Below are 22,592 nucleotides of genomic sequence, written 5' to 3'. Positions count from 1 at the left end.
CCGACCCGCGCCTCGCGGTCAAGCGGCGCCCCTTGCGGCGCCGGGGGGTGATCTTTCACTATGGGGGGTGTCCAGAACCCCCCTCATCATCGATTGCGATCCCGGCGTCGACGACGCCGTCGCCCTGTTCCTCGCCTTCGCCGCCCCCGACGTCTTCGACCTGATCGGGATCACCACGGTGGCCGGCAACGTCAACGCCGAGCTGACGGCCCGCAACGCCCGCATCCTGCGCCAGATCGCCGGCCGCGAGGACGTGCCGGTCTACGCCGGTTGCCAAAGGCCGCTGGTGCGCCGCCCCGTCGAGGCCGACGCGTTCCACGGCGCCTCGGGCCTGGGCGACATGGCGGTGTTCGAGCCGGCCGCCCCGGCCGCCGCCGGCCATGCGGTCGACTTCCTGGTCCAGGCGGTGATGAGCCGGCCGGCGGGCAGCGTCGCCCTGGCCGTCACCGGTCCGATGACCAACCTGGCCGCCGCCCTGGCGCTGGAGCCGCGGCTGGCCTCGCATCTCGGCCAGGTGGTGGCGATGGGCGGCGCGCGCAGCGAGGGCGGCAACATCACCGCCTCGGCCGAATACAACATCTACGCCGACCCCCACGCCGCCCAGGTGGTGTTCGAGGCCTGCCGCGACGTGGTGGTGCTGGGGCTCGACGCCACCCATCAGGTGCGCGCGACCGACGACCGCCTCGCCGCCATCGCCGCCATCCCGCGCCCCGCCGCCAAGGCCGCGGCCGAGCTGCTGGTGTTCGCCAACCGCGTCGAGCGCGAACTGGTCGGCGGGACGGCCAGCCCGCTGCACGATCCCTGCACCATCGCCTATCTGCTGGCGCCGCAGCTGTTCACCACCCGGCCCTGCCGCCTGTCGGTCGAGACCGCCTCGCCCCTGACGCTCGGCCACACCGCCGTCGAGTTCCGCCTGAAGTCGCCGGACGAGGCCAACGCCCTGTGGGTGAGCGCGGTCGACGCCCAGGGCGTGTTCGACCTCCTGACCGAAAGGCTGGCGCGGCTGTGAGCGGTCCCGCGATCACCGTCGTCGGCTCGATCAATCTCGACATGACGGCGACGGCGGCGAGCCTGCCGGCCCCCGGCGAGACCGTCACCGGGGCGACATTGGGCCGCCATCCGGGCGGCAAGGGCGCCAACCAGGCCCTGGCGGCGCGGCGGCTGGGCGCGGCGGTGCGCATGGTCGGCCGCGTCGGGCGCGACGGCCTGGCCGACGAGGCCCTGGCCCTGTTGCGGGCCGAGGGCGTCGACCTGTCGGCCTGCGCGGTCGACGAGACCGCCGCCACCGGCGTCGCCCTGATCGCCGTCGCGGCGGGAGGCGAGAACCAGATCGTCGTCGCGCCCGGCGCCAACGCCGCCCTGACGCCGGACCGGCTGGCCGCGCCGCCGCAAGGGGCTTTGATCTGCCAGCTCGAACTGCCGGTGCAGACGGTGGCGCGGGCGGTGGAGATGGCGGACGGCTTCGTCTGCCTGAACCTGGCCCCCGCCGCCGAGGTTCCCCAGGCTCTGTTCGACCGCGCCGACCTGATCGTCGTCAACGAGACCGAGGCCGCCTTCTACGGCGCGCCGTTGCACCGCGCCGCCGGCCTGGTGGCGGTCACCCTGGGCGGCAAGGGCGCGCGCCTGTTCCGCGCCGGCGAGGTGGTGGCCCAGGCCGCCCCGCCGCCGGTCGCCGCCGTCGACACCACGGGGGCGGGCGACGCCTTCGTCGCCGCCCTGACCGTCGCCCTGCTGGAGAAGCAGCCGCCGGCCGACGCCCTGGCCTTCGCCTGCGCCGCCGGGGCCGTGGCCGCCACCCGCGCCGGCGCCCAGCCGTCCCTGCCGACGCGGGCCGAGGTCGAGGCGCGCCTGGCGTCCCTCGCCGCCGCCGGCCGAGCTATGGAAGCGCCATGACCCGCCACGTTCCCGAACTCAGCCTGAAGGCCTTCACCCAGGGCGACGCCGCCGCGCGCGGGGCTTTCTCCGACGCCCTGATGGCGGGGCTGCAGGACTACGGCTTCGTCATCCTCAAGGACCACGACGTTCCCGTCGCCCTGCTCGACGCGGCCTACGGCATGGCCGAGCGGGTGTTCGCCCTGGACGAGGCCGAAAAGCGCCGCCACGCCGCCGGCCTTCGCGGCTACACGCCGTTCGGGACCGAGCACGCCAAGGACCACGCCCTGCCGGACCTCAAGGAGTTCTGGCAGATCGGCCGCGAGGTCCCCGAGGGCGTGGTTCTGGACGAGGACTTTCCGCCCAACGTCTGGCCCGAGGGCGTCGCCGGCTTCCGCCAGACCTTCCTGTCGCTGTTCGACGGGCTGGACGAGACCGGCCGCCAGCTGCTGCGGGCCCTGGCGCCCAAGCTGGACCTGGACGAGGCCTATTTCGACCCGCTGGTCCGCCATGGGACCTCGATCCTGCGCGTGCTGCACTATCCGCCGGTGCCGGACGACGCCGCGCCCGGCGCGGTGCGTTCGGCCGCGCACGAGGACATCAACTTCATCACCATCCTGGTCGCCGCAAAGGGGGCGGGGCTGCAACTGCTCGACCGCGACGGGACCTGGCTGCCGGTCGAGACCGATCCCTCGAACCTGATCGTCGATTCCGGCGACATGCTGCAACGCCTGACCAACGGCGTGATCCCGTCGACCACCCACCGCGTGGTCAATCCCGAAGGGCCGAACGTCAGCCGCTATTCGATGCCGTTCTTCATGCACCCCAGCTCGGCGACGCCGTTGAACTGCCTGCCGTCCTGCGTCGGCGAGGGGGCGAAATATCCCGACATCACCGCCGGCGACTTCCTGGCCGAGCGGCTGAGGGCCATCGGCCTGGCGAAATAGTCCGCCGCCGCTCATTCCCCGCAGGGCACGGCGTCACCCGTTCGGCCGCGTCACCGTGAAGCGCAGCAGCTCCTGCTGCGGCGCGGGCCAATCGGGCTTCAGCTCCACCGCCTTGCGGTAGTCGAAATAGGCGCTCTTCTCGTCGTCCAGGCCCTCGTGGGCCAGGGCGCGGTTGAAATAGGCCTTTTCCGGCTCCTCGGGGCCGAGGGCCAGGCCTCGGTCGATCTCGACGATGCCGGCGGCGTAGCGGCGCTGACCGATCAGGGCCGCGCCGCGATTGACATAGGCCTCGCCCAGGGTCGGCTCGATGCGGACGGCGATGTCGAAATCCCGGCGCGCGGCGTCGAAGTCGCGGCGGCGCAGCTGGATCACGCCGCGATTGACATAGGTGCCGGCCAGGGCGTGCGGGTCGAGGGGCTCGCCCTCGATGGCGTCGGTGCAGGCCTCCAGGGCGTGGGCGTCGGCCTCGCCCGCCAGGGCGGCGGTCGAGCAGACGTGGGCCAGGCCGCCGCCGAGGACGCTGACGGCCGCGCGGGCGGCGGCGGGATGAAGCAGGACGGCGGCGGCGACAACCGCGACGGCCGGCAGGCTCGCACGCATGGGGCTCTCCCATGACCAGGGCTTGACGGCCCATTGTGCGCTTGCGGCCGGATTAAGACCAGCGTTCGTTGAGCGGTCGCCGCGTCGCAGCCGTTCAGGCGGCGGCGCGGAACGCCGGCTTGTCCCCGAGGATGGTGGCGCGGTGCATCACCCGCCGGTGCGGCAGGAAGTCGTCGACCGCCCGGTGCTGGGTGCAGCGATTGTCCCAGAACGCCACCGCGCCCGGCGTCCAGCGCCAGCGCACGACGAACTCCGGCTTCTGCACATGGGCGTTGAGGAAGGTCATCAGCGCCCGGCTCTCCTCGCCGCGCAGGCCCTTGATGCGGCTGGTGAACACCGAATTGACGAACAGGGCCGGCTCGCCGGTCTCGGGGTGGGTGCGGATCACCGGATGGAGCACCGGCGGGTGCTCGCGGCGGGCCTTCTCGTATTGCTCGGCCCCGGCCTGGGACCCGGCCAGGCCTTGCGGCGTGAAGGCGTAGGCGAAGTCGTGCACCGCCTCCAGGCCTTCGAGGAACGTCTGCATCGGCCGCGACAGCGCCTTGTAGGCGGCGGTCATGCTCGACCACATGGTGTCGCCGCCCACCGGCGGCAGCTGGCGCGCGTGCAGCACCGCCCCCATCGGCGGCGTCTCGATGAAGGTAACGTCGGTGTGCCAGAAGTTGTTGTCGGTCGGATTGTCGACGTGGTTGTCGATGACCATGATCTCGGGATTGCCGTCGACCTTGCCGTAGAGCGGGTGGACGTGCAGGTCGCCGAACCGCGCGGCGAAGGCGCTCTGGGCCTTGGGCGACAGGTCCTGGTTCTCGAAGAAGATCACCTGGTGCTTGAGCAGCGCCTGGCGGATGTCGCCGATCAGGTCGTCCGACAGGTCGTCGGCGAGGTTGATCCCGCTGAGCAGCGCCCCGATGGCCGAGGTGAGGGGGGTGACTTCCAGCACATTGGAACGCGCCACGGCGATCCTCCCGATCTTGCTTGCGTGAACAACGATCACCGGGGGCGGCCGATTGTCAAACGCTCCGTGAAACTTGACTCCCGGCGTCAAGGATGGAACAAAATAAGAACATAAGAAGCTCCCAAGCATGACCCGAACGCCCCCGCAACCGCTGACCCTCGGCCAGGCCGAAATCTTCCCGGCGGACGTCTGTCCGCTGGAGGAGGTGGCGGCGGCCGCCCCGGCCGACCTGGCCGCGGCCCTGGGTTTCGCCCTGGACCGGCTGGCCGTCGGCGACGGTCGGCCGCTGGCCTTCGTCGCGCCGGCCGCCTGGCGGCGGGAACGGGGCCGCCCGTTCGCGCGAGGCCTGGTCCAGGTCGTCGGGGCGGCGGCCTCGCGCCTGATCTGGATCGCGGCCGACAAGGAGGCCCAGGCCCTGTGGGCGCTGGAGGAGGCCTTGAAGTCCGGCGCCGTGGCCGGGGCGATCGGGGCCGCCCTGGCCCCGTCCTTCGTCGCCACCCGGCGCATCGACTTCGCCGCCCGCGCCGGCGGGGCCCTGGCCGTTCTGCTGCGCGCCCAGCCAGGGGGCGATCTCAGCGCGGCCCGGCGGCGCTGGCGGATCGCTAGCCTTCCGTCCGCCGCCCATCCCTTCGACCCTCAGGCCCCGGGCGCGCCGCGCCTGACGGCCGAACTGACCCGCCGGCGCGACGGACCGCCCGGCGCCTGGACCCTGGAAAAGGACGATGAATCGGGTCGTTTCCGTGTGGCTGCCGGACTGGCCGGTGACGGCGTTCCGGCGCGCCGAACCCGCCGCCGCGCCGCCTGAAGGCCAGCCCTTCGCCCTGATCGGCCGCGAGGGCCAAAGGCAGGTGCTGACCGCGCTCAATCCGGCCGCGCGGGCGCTCGGCCTGCGCATGGGTCAGGCCCACGCCGACGCCCGCGCCATGGTTCCCGACCTGATCGGCCTGCCGGCCCGGCCGGACCAGGACCGCGACGCCCTGCGCCGCCTGGCCCTGTGGGCCGAACGCTACGCCCCCACCGTGGCCACCTGCGCCCTGTTCCCCGGCCAGGAGGGCCTGTTCCTCGACATGACCGGCGGGGCGCACCTGTTCGGCGGCGAGGCGGCCCTGCTGGCCGAGATGCGCGCGCGCCTGGCGGCGGCGGGCGTCCCCGCCCGCGTGGCCATGGCCGACACCCTGGGCGCGGCCTGGGCCCTGGCCCGGTTCGCGCCTGAGCCCGAGACCATCGCGCCGCCGGGGGGAACGCGCGAGGCCCTGGCCGACCTGCCGGTCGCCGCCCTGCGCCTGCAGCCCGCCGCCGTGACCCTGCTCGGCCGCTTCGGCCTGCGCCGGATCGGCGACCTCTACGCCCTGCCGCGCGCCGGCCTCGCCCGGCGGTTTCGCGGCGAGGCAGGCCTGGCGGTGGTCGAGCGCCTGGACCAGGCCCTGGGCGCGGCCGGCGAGGCGGTGGACCCGGTGCGCCCGCCGCCGGTCTATCGCGCCTGGATGGTGTTCGCCGAGCCGCTGCTCGACACGGCCGGCGTCGACCATCGCCTGGACGACCTCGCCCGCGAGCTGGCTCGCCAGCTCGACCGCGACGGCCAGGGCGCGCGGCGGCTGACCCTGACCGCCTTCCGCGTCGACGGTCGCGCCGTCGGCCTGTCGGCGGGCCTTTCCGCCCCGGCCGCCCGGCCGGCCCACCTGACGCGGCTGCTGCGCGAGAAGGGGCTGGAGCATCTCGATCTCGGCTTCGGGGCCGACGCCTTGATGCTCAGCGCCGACCGCGCCGAGCCGCTGGCCGCGCGGCAGGGCGAGATGACCGGCGAACGCGCCGTCGTCGCCGCCGACGCCCTGGCCGCCCTGATCGACCGCCTGCAGGCCAAGCTCGGCGAGGACGCGGTGCGCCAGCCGGTCCTGGCCGAGAGCTGGACGCCCGAACGCAGCGAACGCTGGATCAGGGCCTCGCCCGAGGCGGCGGCGGTCTCGGTCGCGGACGACGACCCGGCGCGGCCCCTGATGCTGTTCGACCCGCCCGAGCCGGTCCAGACCATGGCCGAGCTGCCAGACGGCTTGCCGGCCCAGTTCGTCTGGCGGCGGGTCGCCCGCAAGGTGGCCCGGGCCGAGGGGCCCGAACGGCTGTCGGCCGAATGGTGGCGGCCGGCCGCGCGGCCCGAACGCGCCCCGCGCACCCGCGACTATTACCGCGTCGAGGACCAGGACGGCCGCCGCTACTGGCTGTTCCGCGAAGGGCTCTACGGCCGCGAGGACGCGCCGCCGGCCGAGGGCGAGCCGCCGCGCGAGCCGACCTGGTGGCTGCACGGGGTGTTCGCATGACCCTGGCCTACGCCGAGCTGGACGCCCGCTCGAACTTCAGTTTCCTGGAGGGCGGTTCGCACCCGGCCGAACTGGTCATGCAGGCCAAGACCCTGGGCCACGCCGCCTTCGGGATCGCCGACCGCAACACCCTGGCCGGCGTGGTCCGCGCTCACGCCGAGGCCAAGAAACAGGGCGTAAGGCTGCTGGTCGGCTGCCGGCTGGTCTTTCGCGACGGGGCCGAGCTGATCGTCTATCCGCGCGACCGCGCCGCCTATGGCCGTCTGTGCCGCCTGCTGTCGATCGGCAAGAGCGCGGTGGCCGAGCCGGAGGGCGACGCTCCTTCCCGTCCTCCCCCATGCGAATGGGGGAGGGGGACCACGCGCAGCGTGGTGGAGGGGGCGGGACTGGGCTCGGAGCTGGCGGACGCCCCCTCCGCCGCTTCGCGGTCCCCCTCCCCCGTGAACGGGGGAGGACAGGTTGGTATGGCCGCCGCCGAACCCCGCATCCCCAAGGGCGAGTGCTGGCTCGACTTCGAGCAGGCCGTCGCCCTGGGCGAGGGCATGATCGCGCTGGTTCCGGCGCCGGCGGCGATCGACGCCGCCTTCGAGGCGCGGCTGGCGGCCTGGCGGCGGGCCTGGCCCGACCGGCTCTATCTGGCGGCCAGCCCCCTGCACCGGGGCGACGATCGCGCCCGGATGAACCGGCTGGCCGCGATCGCCCGCCGCACGGGCGCGCGGCTGGTCGCGGCCAACGCCGTGCTCTACCACCAGCACGAACGCCGCCGGCTGCAGGACGTGCTGACCTGCATCCGCGAGGGCGTGACCATCGACCGGGCCGGGTTCCGGCTGCAGGCCAACGCCGAACGCTTCCTCAAGTCCGCCGCCGAGATGCGGCGCCTGTTCAAGGGACACGAGGACGCGGTGGCCCGCACGGCCGAGATCGTCGAGGCCTGCCGGTTCAATCTGGACCACCTGAAATACGAATATCCCGACGAGCCGATGCCGCCCGGCTGGACGCCGCAACGCTGGCTGATGCACCTGGCCTTTCGCGGGGCGAAGACGCGCTATCCCTGCGGAGTTCCGATCCAGGTCGTCACGACCCTGCGCAAGGAACTGAAGCTGATTAAGACGCTGGGATACGCGCCCTATTTCCTCACCGTGCACGACATCGTCGCCTGGGCGCGCCACAAGAAGAACATCCTGTGCCAGGGGCGCGGCTCGGCGGCCAATTCGGTGGTTTGCTATTGCCTGGGCGTCACCGCCGTCGATCCCGTCGAGCAGGATCTGCTGATCGAGCGGTTCATCTCCGACAAGCGCAAGGAGCCGCCGGACATCGACGTCGACTTCGAGCACGAGCGGCGCGAGGAGGTGATGCAGTATGTCTATGAGCGTTACGGCCGGCATCGGGCGGCGATCTGCGCCACGGTCATCCACTATCGCCCCCGTTCGGCGATCCGCGACGTCGGCAAGGCGCTGGGCCTGACCGAGGACGTCACCGCCGTCATGGCCAACACGGTGTGGGGCTCCTATGGCGCCAAGGTCGAGGACGACCACGTCGACCGAGCGGGCCTGCGGCGCGACGACCCGCGCCTGCGCCTGGCGCTGGAGATCACCGCCGAACTGATCAATTTCCCCCGCCACCTGTCCCAGCACGTCGGCGGCTTCGTCCTGACCCAGGGGCCTCTGGTCGAGACCGTGCCGGTCGGCAACGCCGCCATGGAGGACCGCACCTTCATCGAGTGGGACAAGGACGACATCGACGAGCTGGGCCTGATGAAGGTCGACGTGCTGGCGCTGGGCATGCTGACCGCCATCCGCCGGGCGTTCGAGATGATCGCCGCGCATTACGGACGGGTGCTGGATCTGGCCACGGTTCCGGCCGAGCGGCCGCAAGTCTACGACATGCTGTGCCAGGCCGACTCGCTGGGCGTGTTCCAGGTCGAGAGCCGGGCGCAGATGGCCATGCTGCCCCGGCTGCAGCCGCGGCGGTTCTACGATCTGGTCATCGAGGTCGCCATCGTCCGCCCCGGCCCGATCCAGGGCGGCATGGTCCATCCCTATCTCAACCGCCGCGCCGAACAGCGGCGCGATCCGGACAAGGCGTTCGACTATCCTGCTCCGGCGGCGGAGCACGGCTCGCCGGACGAGTTGAAGAACGTGCTGCACAAGACCCTGGGCGTGCCGCTGTTCCAGGAGCAGGCCATGCGCATCGCCATGGTCGCAGCCTGCTTCACCGGCGACGAGGCCAACGGCCTGCGCCGGGCCATGGCCACCTTCCGCAACGCCGGCACCATCGGCCAGTACGAGGAGATGATGGTCGGGCGGATGATCGGGCGCGGCTACGATCCCGAATTCGCCCGCAACTGCTTCGAGCAGATCAAGGGCTTCGGCGAATACGGCTTTCCCGAAAGCCACGCCGCCTCGTTCGCCCTCCTGGTCTATGTCTCGTCCTGGCTGAAATGCTTCTATCCGGAGGTGTTCGCCGCCGCCCTGCTCAACAGCCAGCCGATGGGCTTCTACGCCCCGGCCCAGATCATCCGCGACGCCCGCGAGCACGGGGTCATGGTCGCCCCTCCCGACGTCAACGCCAGCGACTGGGACAGCACGTTGGAAGCCCCGAGCGAAGGGGTTTCGACGGCCGCCCCGATCCCGTCGCGCTGGCGGCGGCCGGGCCGCAGCGTCCCGGGAGAGGCTCCCCGCGCCCTGCGCCTGGGGCTGCGCCAGATCGACGGTTTCTCCAAGGCTTGGGCCGAGGCGATCTCCGAGGCGCGGGAAAAGGGCGGGCCGTTCGCCTCGCTGGACGACCTGCGGCATCGCGCCGGCGTTCCGGCGGCGGCGCTGGACGCCCTGGCCGCCGCCGACGCCCTGGGCTCGCTCGACCTGACGCGGCGGGGCGGGCTGTGGGCGGCGCGGGGGCTGCCGCGCGCCAGGCCCGCGCCGCTGTTCGCCTTCGCCGGCCTGGACGAGGCCGACGGGACGCCGCCCGCCGCCCTGCCGACGCCGCCGCCGTCGGAGGAGGTGGTCTGCGACTACGAGACCATCCGCCTGTCGCTGAAGGATCATCCGGTGCGGTTCCTGCGGCCGCGGCTGGAGCGGGCCGGCGCTTCGCCGGCGGCCGCGATCGCCGACCTTCCCGACGGCCGGCGCGTGGCCGTCGCCGGCGTGGTGCTGGTGCGCCAGAGGCCCGGCTCGGCCAAGGGCGTGTGCTTCATCACCCTGGAGGACGAGACGGGCGTGGCCAATCTGGTGCTGTGGCCCAAGACCTTCGAGGCCTTCCGCCCGGTGGTGATGGGCGCGCGCATGGTGCTGGCGCGCGGCCGCATCCAGCGCGCCACGGACGACGAGGGCTCCGTCGTCCACCTGGTGGTCGACGCCGTCGAGGACCGCACCGGCGACCTCGACCTGCTGTCGGAGGCCGCCGCCCATCCGCCCCTGTCCCAGCCCATGGCCCACGCCGACGGGCCGCGCCACGCCGCCCCCGAACGCGGCGAGCTGCTCCGGCATCGTCACCCCCGCGACGTCAGGGTGCTGCCGAAGTCGCGCGATTTCCATTGAACGCCTGGAACCCGCCGCCCCGCGCCGCCATTTCCGCAGAAGCTCCTGGCCAGCATGAGGAGACCGCCATGCGCCCGGCCGTCATCGCCCTCGGCGTCGTCGCCGCCTTCGCCGTCGTCCGGCCCGTCGCCGCTCAACCGTCCGCGCAGCAGCTCATGTCGCAACAGAACGCCGCGTGGCAGCAGCAGGACATCGCCCGCCGCCAGCTGGGCGAGACCCAGCGCGCGGCGGACGCCGCCCGCGCCCGCCTGCAGACCACGGCCGCCGTCAAGGACCTGGAGGCCCAGCGCGCCGCCAACCTCGCCGGGGCGGCGGCCCTCGACCGCGAGTTCGACGCCCAGATGCAGGTGCAGGACGACCTGAACCGCCAGATGGAGGCCGACGCCCGCCGCCTGGAGCAGCTGCAACAGGCCGACCTCGCCGCCGGCAACGCGCTGATCCTGGCCGTCAGGCCGGCGGCGAAGTGAGCTTGATCGGCCCGGCCGGGGCGTGCTGAAGAAGACGGGTCGGCCGCCGCGCGCGGCCTGGTCCAATGGAGCGATCCATGCGCCTCGACGACGAACAGGAAGACTCCAACTTCGAAGATCGCCGCGGCCAGGGGTTCGGCGGCGGCCCGATGATGATCGGCGGCGGCGGGCTGGGCCTGGTGGCCGTGGTGGTCATCGGCCTGCTGCTGGGCGTCGATCCGCGCACCCTGCTCGGTTCGCTCGAACAGGCCCAGCCGCCCGGCCAGACGCAGCCGGCGGCGCCGGCCGGAGCCGCCGGCCCGTCCGGCGCCCAGGACGCCGAGGTGGTGTTCTCGCGCAAGGTCCTCAACACCACCCGCAAGGTGTGGACCGACATCTTCGCCGCGCGGGGCCAGACCTACGCCCCGCCGGTCCTGGTGGTCTATGACGGCCAGACCCAGACCGGCGGCTGCGGCGCCGGCCAGGCGGCGATGGGGCCGTTCTATTGTCCCGGCGACCGCAAGGTCTATCTCGACCTGTCGTTCTTCAACGAGCTGTCGACCCGCTTCGGCGCCGGCGGCGACTTCGCCCGCGGCTATGTCATCGCCCACGAGGTCGGCCACCACGTCCAGAACCTGCTCGGCGTGTCGGACCAGGCCCAGGCCCTGGAGGTGCGCTCCAGCAAGGTCGCGGCCAACCGCGTGTCGGTGCGGGTCGAGCTGCAGGCCGACTGCTACGCCGGCGTCTGGGCCAACCACATCCAGGCCAGGCTCGATCCGGGCGACATCGAGGAAGGCCTGCGCGCCGCCAGCGCCGTCGGCGACGACACCCTGCAAAAGCAGGCGCAAGGCCGCGTCGTGCCCGACGCCTTCACCCACGGAACCAGCGCCCAGCGGGTGAAGTGGTTCAAGACCGGCTACAGCCGCGGCGACATGGACGACTGCGACACCTTCGGCGCCAGGGATTTGTAAGTATCGAGATCCTTAGCGGACCCCGTTGACCCGCAGGGCTCCTTCTACGAGCCTCGCCTCGCCTCGGCCGGAGTGGAGGTTTACTTGCTCGAAGACGTCGCAGACTGGGAGGCTCGGTCGGAATGAGCAGCATCCCGTGGCCATTGGTCGAGATCGCCATAGAGCCGAAGTCAAAGGCTGATCAGGAGAAGCTCGGCGTCGCATTGAAGGCGCTGGCGGCCGATGATCCGATCATCCGACTTTCCATCGGCGAGGAAAACGGCCTGACCATCCTGGGCGGCGCCGATGATCTTCAGCTCGGCGACAAGATCAGCGTCCTGCAAGGTGTTTACAACTTGGAGGTCAATGTCGGCGCGCCGCAGGTGGCCTACCGCGAGACGCTCGGGCGAAAGGCGGAGATCGACTTCACCCACAAGAAGCTAGATGACCGAGGGTGCGAGTTCGCCAGGGTGAGGATCCTGTTCGAGCCTTGTCAGCCGGGAAAGGGCTACAGTTTCGAAAGCAGGATCGGCGGCGGGAGAGTGTTGGAAGAATACCTGCCCGGGGTCAGGAGAGGTTTGGACTCCGCCAAGGACGCAGGTCTTCTGGCCGGTTTCCCGGTGATCGACTTTACGGCGACACTGATCGACGGCGCCTATCACGACCTAGATTCGAGCGCGGCGGCGTTCGAGATCGCGGCGCGAGAGGCGTTCCGCAAGCTGAGCGACCAAGCTGAACCTAAGCTGCTTGAACCCGTGATGCAGGTGGAGATCGTATCTCCGGAAGAGTACGTCGCCGACGTGATCGGCGACTTGAACCGCCGCAGGGCCCGGATCGTCGGCTCAAATCCGCGAGGCCAAGATTCGGTTGTCACGGCCGTGGTCCCGCTCGCCGACATGTTCGGGTACGCCGACGCTCTGCGGTCCACGACCGAAGGCCGCGCCACCTTCCGCATGGCTTACGATCGCTACGAACCAGCTCCGCAGCCGCCGCCGGACGGTTTTCTCCCGCCCGCCGTGGGAATGCGCGCCTAAGGACGGCTCCCTATCCTTCGCGCACAATGCGGGCGACCGTTTCCCCTGGGCGAGACCGCCCGACCTCAAGCCGCAGCGGCCGCACCTGCTTGCATGCGTGGCCGTCGCGCCATTGTCGCCGCCGGGCGTCTCGTCTAATCTGCGGCCGTTCTCCGGGGTGTCCCGTCAAGGGGCTGAGATACGGCTGACCTCCTGCCTCGCATGAGGAGCGTCGTGACCCGCCGAACCTGATCCGGGTCATGCCGGCGAAGGGAGGAACGCCATGGCGCAACAGGACGCCACCCGCCTGCTGGCCCGTGTTTTCGGGCCTTACCTGCTTTTGTCCGGAGCGGCGGTCGCCGTTCGGCGCGGCGACTTGCCCGCCGTGCTGGCCGCCTATGAACGCGACGTCGGCCTGTCGATGACGGCCGGCTTCCTGGTGCTGCTGTTCGGGCTGGTCGTGGTGGCGGTCCACAACCGCTGGCGCTCGCCGGCCCAGATCGCCGTCAGCCTGGTCGGCTGGCTGTTCGCCCTGAAGGGACTGCTGCTGCTGGTCGGCTTCACGCCCTTCGCCCAGGCGACCGCCGGCCTGGTCGCCGCCCCCGCCGCCATGCTCGGCTTCGGCCTGGTCTTCATCGCCCTCGGCGCCTGGCTCTCCTGGGCCGGCTTCCGGGGCGCTTCCGCTTCCAGTTAAGGATTTTCCAGATGAACAAGCACGTCGCGCCCGCCGGTGTGGGCGACAACGCCATTCCCACCGGCGAGCGCCCCGGTTCGCGCAAGGTCTATGAGCCGGGCGCGCTGTTCCCGGACATCCGCGTGCCGTTCCGCGAGGTTGCGGTGCACCCGTCGGCCAACGAGCCGCCGGTGACCATCTACGATCCGTCGGGCCCCTATACCGACCCGAACGCCAGCATCGACATCCACAAGGGCCTGGCCCGGCCGCGCGACGCCTGGGTCCTGGCCCGCGGCGACGTCGAGGCGGTGGCCGACCCCCGCCAGGTCAAGCCGGAAGACAACGGCCACGCCCAGGGCAAGCACCTGGCCCCGCAGTTCAACGACGTGCGCACCGTCTATCGCGCCAAGGGGAACGCCTGCGTCACCCAGCTCGAATACGCCCGGCGCGGGATCATCACGCCGGAGATGGAATACGTCTCCATCCGCGAGAACCTGCGCCGCGACGCGGCGGCCGCTTTCATCCGCGACGGCGAGAGCTTCGGCGCCGACATCCCTGATTTCGTGACGCCCGAGTTCGTCCGCGACGAGGTCGCCCGCGGCCGCGCCATCATCCCGGCCAACATCAACCACGGCGAACTGGAGCCGATGGCGATCGGCCGCAACTTCCTGGTCAAGATCAACGCCAACATCGGCAATTCGGCGGTGCTGTCCTCGGTCGAGGACGAGGTCGACAAGATGGTCTGGGCGATCCGCTGGGGCGGCGACACCATCATGGACCTGTCGACCGGCCGCAACATCCACAACATCCGCGACTGGATCATCCGCAACTGCCCGACCCCGGTCGGCACCGTGCCGATCTACCAGGCGCTGGAGAAGGTCGGCGGGATCGCCGAGGACCTGAACTGGGAGGTGTTCCGCGACACCCTGATCGAACAGGCAGAGCAGGGCGTGGACTATTTCACCATCCACGCCGGGGTGCGCTTGCCCTATGTGCCGCTGACCGCCAAGCGCGTCACCGGCATCGTCTCGCGCGGCGGCTCGATCATGGCCAAGTGGTGCCTGGCGCACCACAAGGAGAACTTCCTCTACGACCACTTCGAAGACATCTGCGAGATCATGCGCGCCTACGACGTGTCGTTCTCGCTGGGCGACGGCCTGCGTCCGGGCTCGATCGCCGACGCCAACGACGCGGCCCAGTTCGCCGAGCTGGAGACCCTGGGCGAGTTGACCAAGGTCGCCTGGAAGCACGGCGTGCAGGTGATGATCGAAGGCCCCGGCCACGTGCCGATGCACAAGATCAAGGCCAATATGGACAAGCAGCTGGCCGTCTGCGGCGAGGCGCCGTTCTACACCCTCGGGCCGCTCACCACCGACGTCGCCCCCGGCTACGACCACATCACCTCGGCCATCGGCGCGGCGATGATCGGCTGGTTCGGCACCGCCATGCTCTGCTACGTCACGCCCAAGGAGCACCTGGGCCTGCCGGACCGCGAGGACGTCAAGCAGGGCGTGATCGCCTACAAGATCGCCGCCCACGCCGCCGACCTGGCCAAGGGCCATCCCTCGGCGCGCGCCTGGGACGACGCCCTGTCGCGCGCCCGCTTCGAGTTCCGCTGGGAGGATCAGTTCAACCTGGGCCTCGATCCGGAGACGGCGCGGGAATACCACGACGAGACCCTGCCAAAGGAGGCGCACAAGGTGGCGCACTTCTGCTCGATGTGCGGGCCGAAGTTCTGCTCGATGAAGATCAGCCAGGAAATCCGCGACGAGGCGGCGAAACAGAACGACGTCGCCGAGGCCGGCATGGCCGAGATGGCCAAGAAATTCCACGAGGCCGGCGGCGAGATCTATATCGGCCAGAAGAGCTGAGGCTTCACGGCCTCAACGGAGCCATGACGAGGAGCGTCGGTCCGGCCGGCGCTCCTTTTTTCTGGAGCGGGCGTGGTCCGAAGCCGACAATGGCTTACGGCGGCGATCCAAGCAGACCTGCGCGGCGTCCGCGAAGGGGGAAGGCGCGTATTGGCGCCAGCGCCGATTGCAGCCGGATCGAAGAGCGGCTTGGCGGCCAGGTCCGAATGACCCACCCAGACCGGAAGTGTGGGCCACCTCTCAAGGGGCCTCTGCCGTGAGCCTACAGCTCAAGGACCAGCGGGCAGTGGTCCGAAACTTCGGGCTCCTTCACAACCTTGAAGTCGGCGATCTCAACGCGCTCGTTGACCAGGAGGTAGTCGGCGAACCTTCCGGGCTTGGCGTAGTGGGAGGTCCGTGTGCTCTCGAAGCCTCGCGTGGTGACAAGATCGATCAAGCCGAGCCGGCCGAGGATTTCGAACGTGCGGCTTTCCGGCTCCACGTTGAAGTCGCCACAAACAATCAGCGCGTCATCGGGGGACGCGGTCCTGCGCACCAGTTCCACCAGTTTCTCGGCCTGCGCCACACGCTCCGGCGTGTCGCCCTTTCCGCCGAGATCGCGCAGCCCGTGCATGTGCGCGACGCAGACGAACCGCGCCTTCTCGTAATCAAAAACCCGCACCGCATGGGCGTTGCGGGACCTCGGGTGCTCGCCGTATCCGAACGGCGAGAACGTCTTGTGCACAAAGCCCTGCGCCTGCTCAGCGATGGGTAAGGCGCGGCGCACGAATGTCGCTAACCCCCACTGCGATGCGACAGGCCGGTCCTCATCCCAGAGGACGCCCTGAGCCGCCGGACAGAACAGCGCCGTGTGGTCAGGCAACGCCGCCGCCACGTCGGCGAAGAAGTTCGCCCGTTGCGGCAACACATGGTCACGGTCCCGGTAGGTCAGCCATTCCTTCTCGCTGTCAGGGCTATGCACCACCTCCTGCAAGCAAAGGATGTCGGGAGCGGACGAGCGCAGGTATGCAAGCAGCGGCTCGTGAAGCTTTCCGCCCCAACCGTTCAGGCACATGATCTTCAAGGGCCACCCGATGCTCGGCCATGTAGGATAGAACGAGCTCGATAGCCGAAGGCATGAGGCTTTCAAGTCGGTCGTGAGCGAGAATCTTTACACCTACGCCGCGTCTCGGCTCCACCCTGGACAGACCATCGGCGTATCCGCTTTCGGCGCCGCCGTTCGGCATTGCCGGTCGCGGTCCATCTCGTCGTTTCAGGGCGCGAGGCGCGGATCAGTCTTCCGAGATCGCCCAGATTTCCTTGGGGGTGCGCACGATCACCGCCAGGGCGATCGTGCCGGCCACCGCCAGGGCGCCGCCCATCCATTGAACCGGGTTCATGCCCTCGGCGGCGTAGCGTCCGACGATCCAGCTCACCGCCACCACGGCGGCGGCCGAAAGCCACTTGGCGATCAGGGGCGAACGCAGCCGTTCGAACATGCGCGATCCTCGCGAAAGACGCCTGGATGAAAGGGGCGGAACGTCGCCCGCCCTCCGACGACGGCGGACGGGACGTCGCGCGAAATACCCGAAACGGCGGCGTAACGCAAATCGGCGAGGCGGCCTGTCTGCGGCCTTCGCCCCTGATCGGGCTGGGGAATTTCCGGTTTCGCACGTTGCGGGCGAGCCCCTGCGGCGCGTTCGCCCAGGCCGCGTCCAAATCTGTCGTCCGGGGGCGGACGGGTGTATGATCGAGACAGGGTCGATCGGACCTGAAGGGCCACGCCATGAGCCGGTCCGCTTACAGCCGCAGGCGTCTGCTCGCCCTGCTCGGGGCGGGGATAGGCTGGGCCGGCGCGGCGCTGGCTTCCCCCGATCCGCCGACCGGCAGCCGCATTCCCCTCGACCCGACCTCGCCGGACGCGGTCTACGAGCCGCCGGCCAGCCTAGCGGCCGCGCTCGATCTCTACAGCCGCATGACCGCGCCGGTCCTGGTCAACGGCGCGGGGCCGTTTCCCTTCGTGGTGGACACCGGCGCCAACCAGACCGTCATCTCGACCGAGCTGGCCGACCTGCTCCGGCTGCCGCTCGGACCGCCCCAGCCCCTGCACGGCGCCGTCGGGGTGCGGATGGCCGACACCGCCCAGGTCGATTCCCTGAGCATCGGCGCGCGCATGCACCGTTCGGTGATGGTCTCGATCCTGCCGCAGGCGGCGGTCGGCGGTCCCGGTCTGCTGGGCGTCGACCGGCTGGGCGACCAGAGGCTGACCCTGGACTTCAAGGGCCGGCGCATCCGCATCGAGGATTCGCGCGGGGCGCGGCGCAGCGGCCTCGACCTCGTCGCCCCGGCGGCGCGGCGGGCGGGCCAGCTCACCCTGGTCAAGGCGCGGCTGGGGCGGGCGCCCATGACCGTCTTCCTCGATTCCGGGGCCGAGACCACCATCGGCAACATGGCCCTGCGCAACCTCGCCGCGACCGGGTTCCCCAAGACCCAATGGAGCCGCACCACCATCATCAGCGCCACCGGCCAGCAGATGGACGGCGACTGGGCCGTGCTGCCCGAGCTGAAGCTGGGCGGGCTGGATGTCCGCAACCTGTTGACCATCTTCGCCGACCTGCACACCTTCGCCATCTGGAACATGCTGGAGGAGCCGGCGCTGCTGCTCGGCGTCGACGTGCTCAGTCAGTTCGAATTCGTCTCCCTCGATTTCGCCCGCAGCGAGGTTCGTTTCCGGCCGCCGCAAGGCCCGGATCGGGTCCGGCTGCTTTAAGCCGCCGGGAGGCGTAGAGTAGGGACAAAGAGGTCGTCGGACCCGAATGGAAACGCTGATGGATCATCCCGACGAGACGCGGCGGCGGCTTGCGGTCCTGCTGGCGGCGGCGCTGGCCTCGCCCGGCCTGGCGTCGCCGGGTCTGGCGCGCGCCAGTCCGCCGGCGCCGCAGACCGGCACGCGGCTGCTGGAGCCGCCGGTCGATCTGCACGGCGAGCAGTACGTGCCGCCGACCACGCTGCGGGCGGTGGCCGACCTCTACAGCCGCATGAGCGTGCCGGTCCGCATCAACGGCGGCGGTCCCTATCAGTTCGTCGTCGACACCGGGGCCAACAATTCGGTCATCGCCGACGCGCTGGCGGCCAGGCTCGGGCTGCTGGTCGGGGCGGCCCGGGAGTTGCACGGCGTCGCCGGCGCCGAGATGGCCGGCACCGTGACGGTCGATTCGCTGCAGGTCGGCGACCGCGTCCGGCGCGGCTCCAACCTGTTCGTCCTGCCGGCCGCCGCGCTGGGGACCTCCGGCCTCCTGGGCCTGGACAGCGTCGACGGCCAGAAGCTGGTGCTGGACTTCAAGGCGGCCGAGATGCGCATCGAGGCCTCCGACCGACCCCGGCCGGATCGCCGCGAGATCATCATGAGCGCCCGTCGCCGGTCGGGCCAGCTGACCCTGGTCGACACCGAGCTGGCCGGCGTGCCGGTGACGGCCTTCATCGATTCCGGCGCCCAGAACACCATCGGCAACCGGGTGCTGCAGCGGCGGGCGGGCGCCCGCTCGCCCCAGACCGTCTGGCTGCCGGTGCCGATCCTCAGCGCCACCGGCCAGACCATATCCGGCGAAGCCGGCGCCCTGCCGTCCTTCCGCATGGGCGGGCTCAGCGTCGACCACTTGCCGGTGCTGTTCGCCGACCTGCACACCTTCAGCCTCTGGGACCTCAACAGCCGGCCGGCGCTGCTGCTCGGCATCGACGTGCTCAGCCGGTTCGAGCGGGTCTCCCTCGATTTCGCCCGCGGCGAGGTGCGTTTCCTGATGCCGGGCGGGGTGCGTCCGCCCTCTCCCGACGTGGCGGCGCACAGCGTTTCGCGCGCCGAGGGCTAGGCGTCCGCGGCGCGCCAAGACGCCGTCGAGGCCATGCCTCGCCTTGACCGGACTCGGCCGGACCTTCAAAGCTGAGAATTCAGCGGAGGGTTAGCGGCATGGGCTTTCAGGCGCGGTTGCAGCGCGAGTGGCGGTTTTTGCGCGGCCTGACGCGGACGCTGAAGCGGGTGAAGTCCATCGCGCCGGATTCGCCCAACCTGGTCTGCGACGACCTGGAGGCGGCCGTCGACCAGTGGTCGGCGCGCACGGCCGTCGTCTTCGAGGGGCGCAGCGTCACCTACGCCGAGCTGGACGCCATCGCCAACCGCTTCGCCCACTGGGCCAAGGAGCACGGGCTGCGCCGGGGCCAGACCGTCGCCCTGGTCGCGCCCAACCGCACCGAATACCTGCCGATCTGGTACGGCCTTTCCAAGATCGGCGTGGCCACCGCCCTGATCAACAACAACCTCGTCGGCGCGCCGCTGGCCCACTGCCTGTCGATCTCGGGCGCCGCCCACGTCATCGTCGACGGCGACACCGCCGAGGCCTTCGCCGCGGTCAAGGAGACCCTGGCCCGGCCGATGACGGCCTGGACCCTGGGCGCGGCCCACGGCGACCTGCGCGACCTGACCATGGCGCTGAGGAGCTGCAGCCAGCTGCGGCCGGACCGCGCCCTGCGCGAGGGCATGACCGCCAAGGACACCGCCCTCTACATCTACACCAGCGGCACCACCGGCCTGCCCAAGGCGGCCCGCATCACCCATTCGCGGGCGCAGCTCTACATGCGCGGCTTCGCCGGCTCCACCGGCGCGCGGCCGGACGACCGCATCTACGTGACCCTGCCGCTCTACCACGCCACCGGCGGCCTGTGCGCCATGGGCGCGGCCCTGCTCAACGGCGCGTCGGTGATCCTGCGGCGCAAGTTCTCGTCCACCCACTTCTGGGAGGACGTCAACGCCCACGAATGCACGATGTTCGTCTATATCGGCGAGCTGTGCCGCTATCTGGTCAACCAGCCCGAGGCCGAGGGCGAGCGCCACACCAAGCTGCGCCTGATCTTCGGCAACGGCCTGCGCCCCGACGTCTGGGAAAAGCTGCTGCAGCGTTTCCGCATCGACAACGTGCTGGAGTTCTACGGCTCCACCGAGGGCAACGTCTCGCTGTTCAACTTCGACGGCAAGGTCGGCGCCGTCGGCCGCGTGCCCGGCTATCTGCGCAGTCGTTTCAACATCCGCATCGTCAAGTTCGACGTCGAGAGCGAGCAGCCGGTGCGCGGGGCCGACGGCCGCTGCGTCGAGGCCGGGATCGACGAGCCGGGCGAATGCATCGGCCATATCGGCGCCGACGCCCGCTCCAGCTACACCGGCTACGCCGACAAGGCCGCCAGCGACAAGAAGGTCCTGCACGACGTCTTCCAGAAGGGCGACGCCTGGTTCCGCACCGGCGACCTGATGCGCATGGACGGCGAGGGCTATTTCTACTTCGTCGACCGGGTGGGCGACACGTTCCGCTGGAAGGGCGAGAACGTCTCGACCGGCGAGGTGGCCGAGCACCTGGCCGGCGTGCCGGGGGTCAAGGAGGCCAATGTCTACGGCGTCCGCGTCGGCGATCTCGACGGCCGCGCCGGCATGGCCTCGCTGGTGGTCGGCGACGATTTCGACATCGCCGCCCTGACCGGTTTCGTCGACGGCGACCTGCCGGCCTACGCCCGGCCGCTGTTCGTGCGCCTGAAGCGCGAGATCGAGACCACCGGCACCTTCAAGTACCGCAAGGTCGATCTAGTCGAGGACGGCTTCGACCCGGCCAAGGTCAAGGAGCCGCTCTACTTCAAGGACCCGGCCAAGGGCTATGTGAAGCTGACCAAGTCGGTGTTCGAAAAGGTCCAGGCCGGCGGCTACAAGATCTGACCCTAGGGGCCGGCCGGCGTGTCGGCCGGCGACTTCCCCCGGATGGCGCGGCGCAGGCCGGCGAGCGCGACGACCAGGCCGGTCAGGGCGACGACGGCGGCGGCCAGGGCCTTGAACCAGGCCGGGCTCTGCAGGACGACGTCCCACACCCAGAGCCACCACGGGGACTGGACCTTGATCCCGTGCGTCTCCGGCCGGAAACGGAGCGGGACATAGTTCCCGTCGCTGTCCTTGAACTCGACCTGGGTGGTGACGGTCAGCTCGTGGTCGCCGCCGGACTTCGGCGTGACCAGCCAGTCCCAGTGGGTGACGCTGTCCTTGAGCACCTCCTGGTGCTCAGGCCCTTGCGGGACGATCTCGAAGGCGTCGCCGGTCAGGGTCGCCGACATGTAGCGGCCGACCAGCGGCTTGTAGGGGGTCGCCTCGCCAGGCAACTGCTGCACCGCCGCCTCGGGTCCCGGCGGGGGCGGCGGCGTTTCGGGCTCGGCGACATGCGCGGCGTGCGGATGGCCTGGCCGGGCGGCGGCCTTCTCGATAGGCTTCTTGACCGGGGCGGGCGGCTCGGGCGGCGGGGGAGGCGGCGCCTGCTCCACCGCCAGCCGCAGCAGGACGGCCCGGCCGCGGCGCATCTCCTTGGGCCAGTTGAACGCCGCCAGACCTTCCCTGACGTCGTGGTCGGTGGCGTTGGCGAGGTCGCAGTCCTGCCTGGTCACGAGGCGGCGGCCGATGATCTCGCAGGGGATCAGGTCGGTCCTTCCGGCCGTCGCGGCCTCGTTCGCCGGCGGGGGCTTGGGCCTGGCCTCGTCCCGCGCCTGGCAGGCCGTCAGCGTCAACAGAACGGCGTATCCCACGCCAACCCATGTCCGCCGCATGTCAGCTTCCCCCGCAGCAGGGCCGAGAATGTCACGACAACCCGGAGTTGTCGAACGCCGTTCTCCGTTCGCGGGCCCCGTTGTGGCCTCCGGCTCTTCTTGCGACTGTCGCACCGGCCTCGCCGAAGATCGGGGCGCGCTGGAGGGACCTTCAACCATGGCCGATCCGCACGCGTTTCATACGCCCAGGTCCAGCTACGCCAAGGACGACCTGATCCTTTCCGGCCAGGGCGGTTACTTCGGTCCCGGCAACGCGCAGCTGCCGGCCCCGCCGATGCTGATGATGGACCGGATCACCGAGCTCAGCCTTGACGGGGGCGAGTTCGGCAAGGGCCACGTCGTCGCCGAACTGGACATCGTTCCGGACCTTTGGTTCTTCGACTGCCACTTTCCCGGCGATCCGGTCATGCCGGGCTGCCTCGGGCTGGACGCCATGTGGCAGATCCTCGGCTACTGGCTGGGCTGGTCCGGCTCGCCGGGCAAGGGGCGCGCCCTCGGCGTCGGCGAAGTCCGGTTTCGAGGCGACGTCACGCCGGCGACGCGGATGGTGCGCTACGAGGTGAGCGTGCGGCAGGCCAGGCGCGGCCAGCTGGCGCTGGGGGTGGCGAACGGCCAGCTGTTCGCGGACGACGCCTGCGTCTATGTCGCCTCGGGGCTGAGGGTTGGAATGATCAGGCCCGCGTCCTAGCGGGTTGCGATCGACCTCCAGCTTGCGCTTTCGCCTGCCGCGCATGGCGTCCGGGTTCGCCCCCGGCCGAGGCCGGTCGTTGGTATGGGGCTTCTGAAAAGAACTTTACATTACAAAGTAATTGGC

The 22,592-nt window shown here is 70.7% G+C and carries 19 protein-coding genes, 1 pseudogene and 1 riboswitch; of the genes and pseudogenes, 15 read left to right on the top strand and 5 right to left on the bottom strand.

Annotated elements, in window-relative coordinates; all coding sequences use genetic code 11:
* Positions 1-67 precede the first annotated feature (67 nt).
* From C5708_RS14010 to C5708_RS14000, 3 genes are read left to right on the top strand one after another with little or no spacing between them, the layout of a single operon-like run.
* Positions 68-1,009 (top strand): nucleoside hydrolase, encoded by a 942-nt coding sequence (locus C5708_RS14010; RefSeq protein WP_242922076.1) that lies wholly within the window; start codon positions 68-70, stop codon positions 1,007-1,009.
* Positions 1,006-1,893, top strand: a complete 888-nt coding sequence (locus C5708_RS14005) for a PfkB family carbohydrate kinase (protein WP_242922074.1) — start codon at positions 1,006-1,008, stop codon at positions 1,891-1,893. The genes C5708_RS14010 and C5708_RS14005 overlap by 4 nt, the downstream gene beginning before the upstream one ends.
* Positions 1,890-2,819 (top strand): 2OG-Fe(II) oxygenase family protein, encoded by a 930-nt coding sequence (locus C5708_RS14000; protein WP_242922072.1) that lies wholly within the window; start codon positions 1,890-1,892, stop codon positions 2,817-2,819. Before C5708_RS14005 ends, C5708_RS14000 begins: the two co-directional genes overlap by 4 nt.
* A 33-nt stretch (positions 2,820-2,852) precedes the next feature.
* On the opposite strand, the gene C5708_RS13995 is transcribed toward C5708_RS14000, so the two are convergent.
* Both C5708_RS13995 and tauD read right to left on the bottom strand, forming a co-directional pair.
* Entirely contained in the window at positions 2,853-3,419 is a 567-nt protein-coding gene (locus tag C5708_RS13995; protein ID WP_242922070.1) for a hypothetical protein, read from the bottom strand.
* Positions 3,420-3,513: 94 nt separating this feature from the next.
* Complete coding sequence (tauD, locus tag C5708_RS13990) at positions 3,514-4,374, bottom strand: taurine dioxygenase (protein ID WP_242922068.1); 861 nt, start codon at positions 4,372-4,374, stop codon at positions 3,514-3,516.
* 127 nt (positions 4,375-4,501) lie between these two features.
* On the opposite strand from tauD, the gene C5708_RS13985 reads away from it, so the two are divergent.
* From C5708_RS13985 to thiC, 8 genes and pseudogenes are all read left to right on the top strand, one after another.
* Positions 4,502-5,179: a hypothetical protein gene (locus C5708_RS13985; RefSeq protein ID WP_242922066.1), complete on the top strand. Its 678-nt coding sequence runs from the start codon at positions 4,502-4,504 to the stop codon at positions 5,177-5,179.
* Entirely contained in the window at positions 5,097-6,686 is a 1,590-nt protein-coding gene (locus tag C5708_RS13980; RefSeq protein WP_242922064.1) for a DNA polymerase Y family protein, read from the top strand. The genes C5708_RS13985 and C5708_RS13980 overlap by 83 nt, the downstream gene beginning before the upstream one ends.
* Complete coding sequence (locus C5708_RS13975; RefSeq protein ID WP_242922062.1) at positions 6,683-10,222, top strand: error-prone DNA polymerase; 3,540 nt, start codon at positions 6,683-6,685, stop codon at positions 10,220-10,222. The genes C5708_RS13980 and C5708_RS13975 overlap by 4 nt, the downstream gene beginning before the upstream one ends.
* A gap of 68 nt (positions 10,223-10,290) precedes the next feature.
* Positions 10,291-10,689, top strand: coding sequence for a hypothetical protein (locus tag C5708_RS13970; protein ID WP_242922060.1), 399 nt, complete (start codon positions 10,291-10,293; stop codon positions 10,687-10,689).
* Between the two features lie 77 nt (positions 10,690-10,766).
* Entirely contained in the window at positions 10,767-11,639 is an 873-nt protein-coding gene (locus C5708_RS13965; protein ID WP_242922059.1) for a neutral zinc metallopeptidase, read from the top strand.
* A 134-nt stretch (positions 11,640-11,773) separates the two neighbouring features.
* Positions 11,774-12,652: pseudogene (gene fusA, locus C5708_RS13960) on the top strand (elongation factor G); the annotation flags it as partial.
* Positions 12,653-12,795: 143 nt separating this feature from the next.
* A riboswitch (TPP riboswitch) is annotated at positions 12,796-12,923 on the top strand.
* Positions 12,915-13,325 carry a hypothetical protein gene (locus C5708_RS13955; protein ID WP_242922057.1) on the top strand — a complete coding sequence of 137 codons (411 nt, stop codon included), beginning with the start codon at positions 12,915-12,917 and terminating at the stop codon, positions 13,323-13,325. (Overlaps the previous riboswitch by 9 nt.)
* An 11-nt stretch (positions 13,326-13,336) precedes the next feature.
* Entirely contained in the window at positions 13,337-15,175 is a 1,839-nt protein-coding gene (gene thiC, locus C5708_RS13950) for a phosphomethylpyrimidine synthase ThiC (RefSeq protein ID WP_242922055.1), read from the top strand.
* A 262-nt stretch (positions 15,176-15,437) separates the two neighbouring features.
* Here thiC and C5708_RS13945 read toward each other — a convergent pair whose 3' ends face one another.
* Positions 15,438-16,229, bottom strand: coding sequence for an endonuclease/exonuclease/phosphatase family protein (locus C5708_RS13945; protein WP_242922208.1), 792 nt, complete (start codon positions 16,227-16,229; stop codon positions 15,438-15,440).
* 217 nt (positions 16,230-16,446) lie between these two features.
* Complete coding sequence (locus C5708_RS13940) at positions 16,447-16,653, bottom strand: hypothetical protein (protein WP_242922053.1); 207 nt, start codon at positions 16,651-16,653, stop codon at positions 16,447-16,449.
* 287 nt (positions 16,654-16,940) lie between these two features.
* Between C5708_RS13940 and C5708_RS13935 the strand changes: the two genes are divergently transcribed.
* The 3 genes from C5708_RS13935 (at position 16,941) to C5708_RS13925 (ending at position 20,906) form a co-directional block, all read left to right on the top strand.
* Positions 16,941-17,924: an aspartyl protease family protein gene (locus C5708_RS13935; protein ID WP_242922051.1), complete on the top strand. Its 984-nt coding sequence runs from the start codon at positions 16,941-16,943 to the stop codon at positions 17,922-17,924.
* 58 nt (positions 17,925-17,982) lie between these two features.
* On the top strand, positions 17,983-19,020 hold the full coding sequence (locus C5708_RS13930) for a retroviral-like aspartic protease family protein (protein ID WP_242922050.1): 1,038 nt from the start codon (positions 17,983-17,985) through the stop codon (positions 19,018-19,020).
* 98 nt (positions 19,021-19,118) lie between these two features.
* Positions 19,119-20,906: a long-chain-acyl-CoA synthetase gene (locus C5708_RS13925; protein ID WP_242922048.1), complete on the top strand. Its 1,788-nt coding sequence runs from the start codon at positions 19,119-19,121 to the stop codon at positions 20,904-20,906.
* Positions 20,907-20,908: 2 nt separating this feature from the next.
* On the opposite strand, the gene C5708_RS13920 is transcribed toward C5708_RS13925, so the two are convergent.
* A complete protein-coding gene (locus C5708_RS13920) occupies positions 20,909-21,757 on the bottom strand; it encodes a hypothetical protein (protein WP_242922047.1) in 849 nt (282 codons plus the stop codon).
* Positions 21,758-21,935: 178 nt separating this feature from the next.
* Here C5708_RS13920 and fabA point away from each other — a divergent pair, with 178 nt between their 5' ends.
* Positions 21,936-22,466 carry a bifunctional 3-hydroxydecanoyl-ACP dehydratase/trans-2-decenoyl-ACP isomerase gene (fabA, locus tag C5708_RS13915; protein ID WP_242922046.1) on the top strand — a complete coding sequence of 177 codons (531 nt, stop codon included), beginning with the start codon at positions 21,936-21,938 and terminating at the stop codon, positions 22,464-22,466.
* Positions 22,467-22,592: the final 126 nt, after the last annotated feature.

Source organism: Caulobacter sp. CCUG 60055, assembly GCF_022750545.1.
Classification (GTDB): domain Bacteria; phylum Pseudomonadota; class Alphaproteobacteria; order Caulobacterales; family Caulobacteraceae; genus PUIC01.
The sequence above is the reverse complement of the archived record's forward strand: the minus strand, read 5'-3'. Positions and strand labels throughout refer to the sequence as shown.

Coding starts and splice junctions, on each gene's coding strand:
- C5708_RS14000 (WP_242922072.1), top strand. CDS start 1,890: ATGACCCGCCACGTTCCCGAACTCAGCCTGAAGGCCTTCACCCAGGGC.
- C5708_RS13995 (WP_242922070.1), bottom strand. CDS start 3,419: ATGCGTGCGAGCCTGCCGGCCGTCGCGGTTGTCGCCGCCGCCGTCCTG.
- C5708_RS13985 (WP_242922066.1), top strand. CDS start 4,502: ATGACCCGAACGCCCCCGCAACCGCTGACCCTCGGCCAGGCCGAAATC.
- C5708_RS13980 (WP_242922064.1), top strand. CDS start 5,097: ATGAATCGGGTCGTTTCCGTGTGGCTGCCGGACTGGCCGGTGACGGCG.
- C5708_RS13975 (WP_242922062.1), top strand. CDS start 6,683: ATGACCCTGGCCTACGCCGAGCTGGACGCCCGCTCGAACTTCAGTTTC.
- C5708_RS13970 (WP_242922060.1), top strand. CDS start 10,291: ATGCGCCCGGCCGTCATCGCCCTCGGCGTCGTCGCCGCCTTCGCCGTC.
- C5708_RS13965 (WP_242922059.1), top strand. CDS start 10,767: ATGCGCCTCGACGACGAACAGGAAGACTCCAACTTCGAAGATCGCCGC.
- C5708_RS13955 (WP_242922057.1), top strand. CDS start 12,915: ATGGCGCAACAGGACGCCACCCGCCTGCTGGCCCGTGTTTTCGGGCCT.
- thiC (WP_242922055.1), top strand. CDS start 13,337: ATGAACAAGCACGTCGCGCCCGCCGGTGTGGGCGACAACGCCATTCCC.
- C5708_RS13945 (WP_242922208.1), bottom strand. CDS start 16,229: ATGTGCCTGAACGGTTGGGGCGGAAAGCTTCACGAGCCGCTGCTTGCA.
- C5708_RS13940 (WP_242922053.1), bottom strand. CDS start 16,653: ATGTTCGAACGGCTGCGTTCGCCCCTGATCGCCAAGTGGCTTTCGGCC.
- C5708_RS13935 (WP_242922051.1), top strand. CDS start 16,941: ATGAGCCGGTCCGCTTACAGCCGCAGGCGTCTGCTCGCCCTGCTCGGG.
- C5708_RS13930 (WP_242922050.1), top strand. CDS start 17,983: ATGGATCATCCCGACGAGACGCGGCGGCGGCTTGCGGTCCTGCTGGCG.
- C5708_RS13925 (WP_242922048.1), top strand. CDS start 19,119: ATGGGCTTTCAGGCGCGGTTGCAGCGCGAGTGGCGGTTTTTGCGCGGC.
- fabA (WP_242922046.1), top strand. CDS start 21,936: ATGGCCGATCCGCACGCGTTTCATACGCCCAGGTCCAGCTACGCCAAG.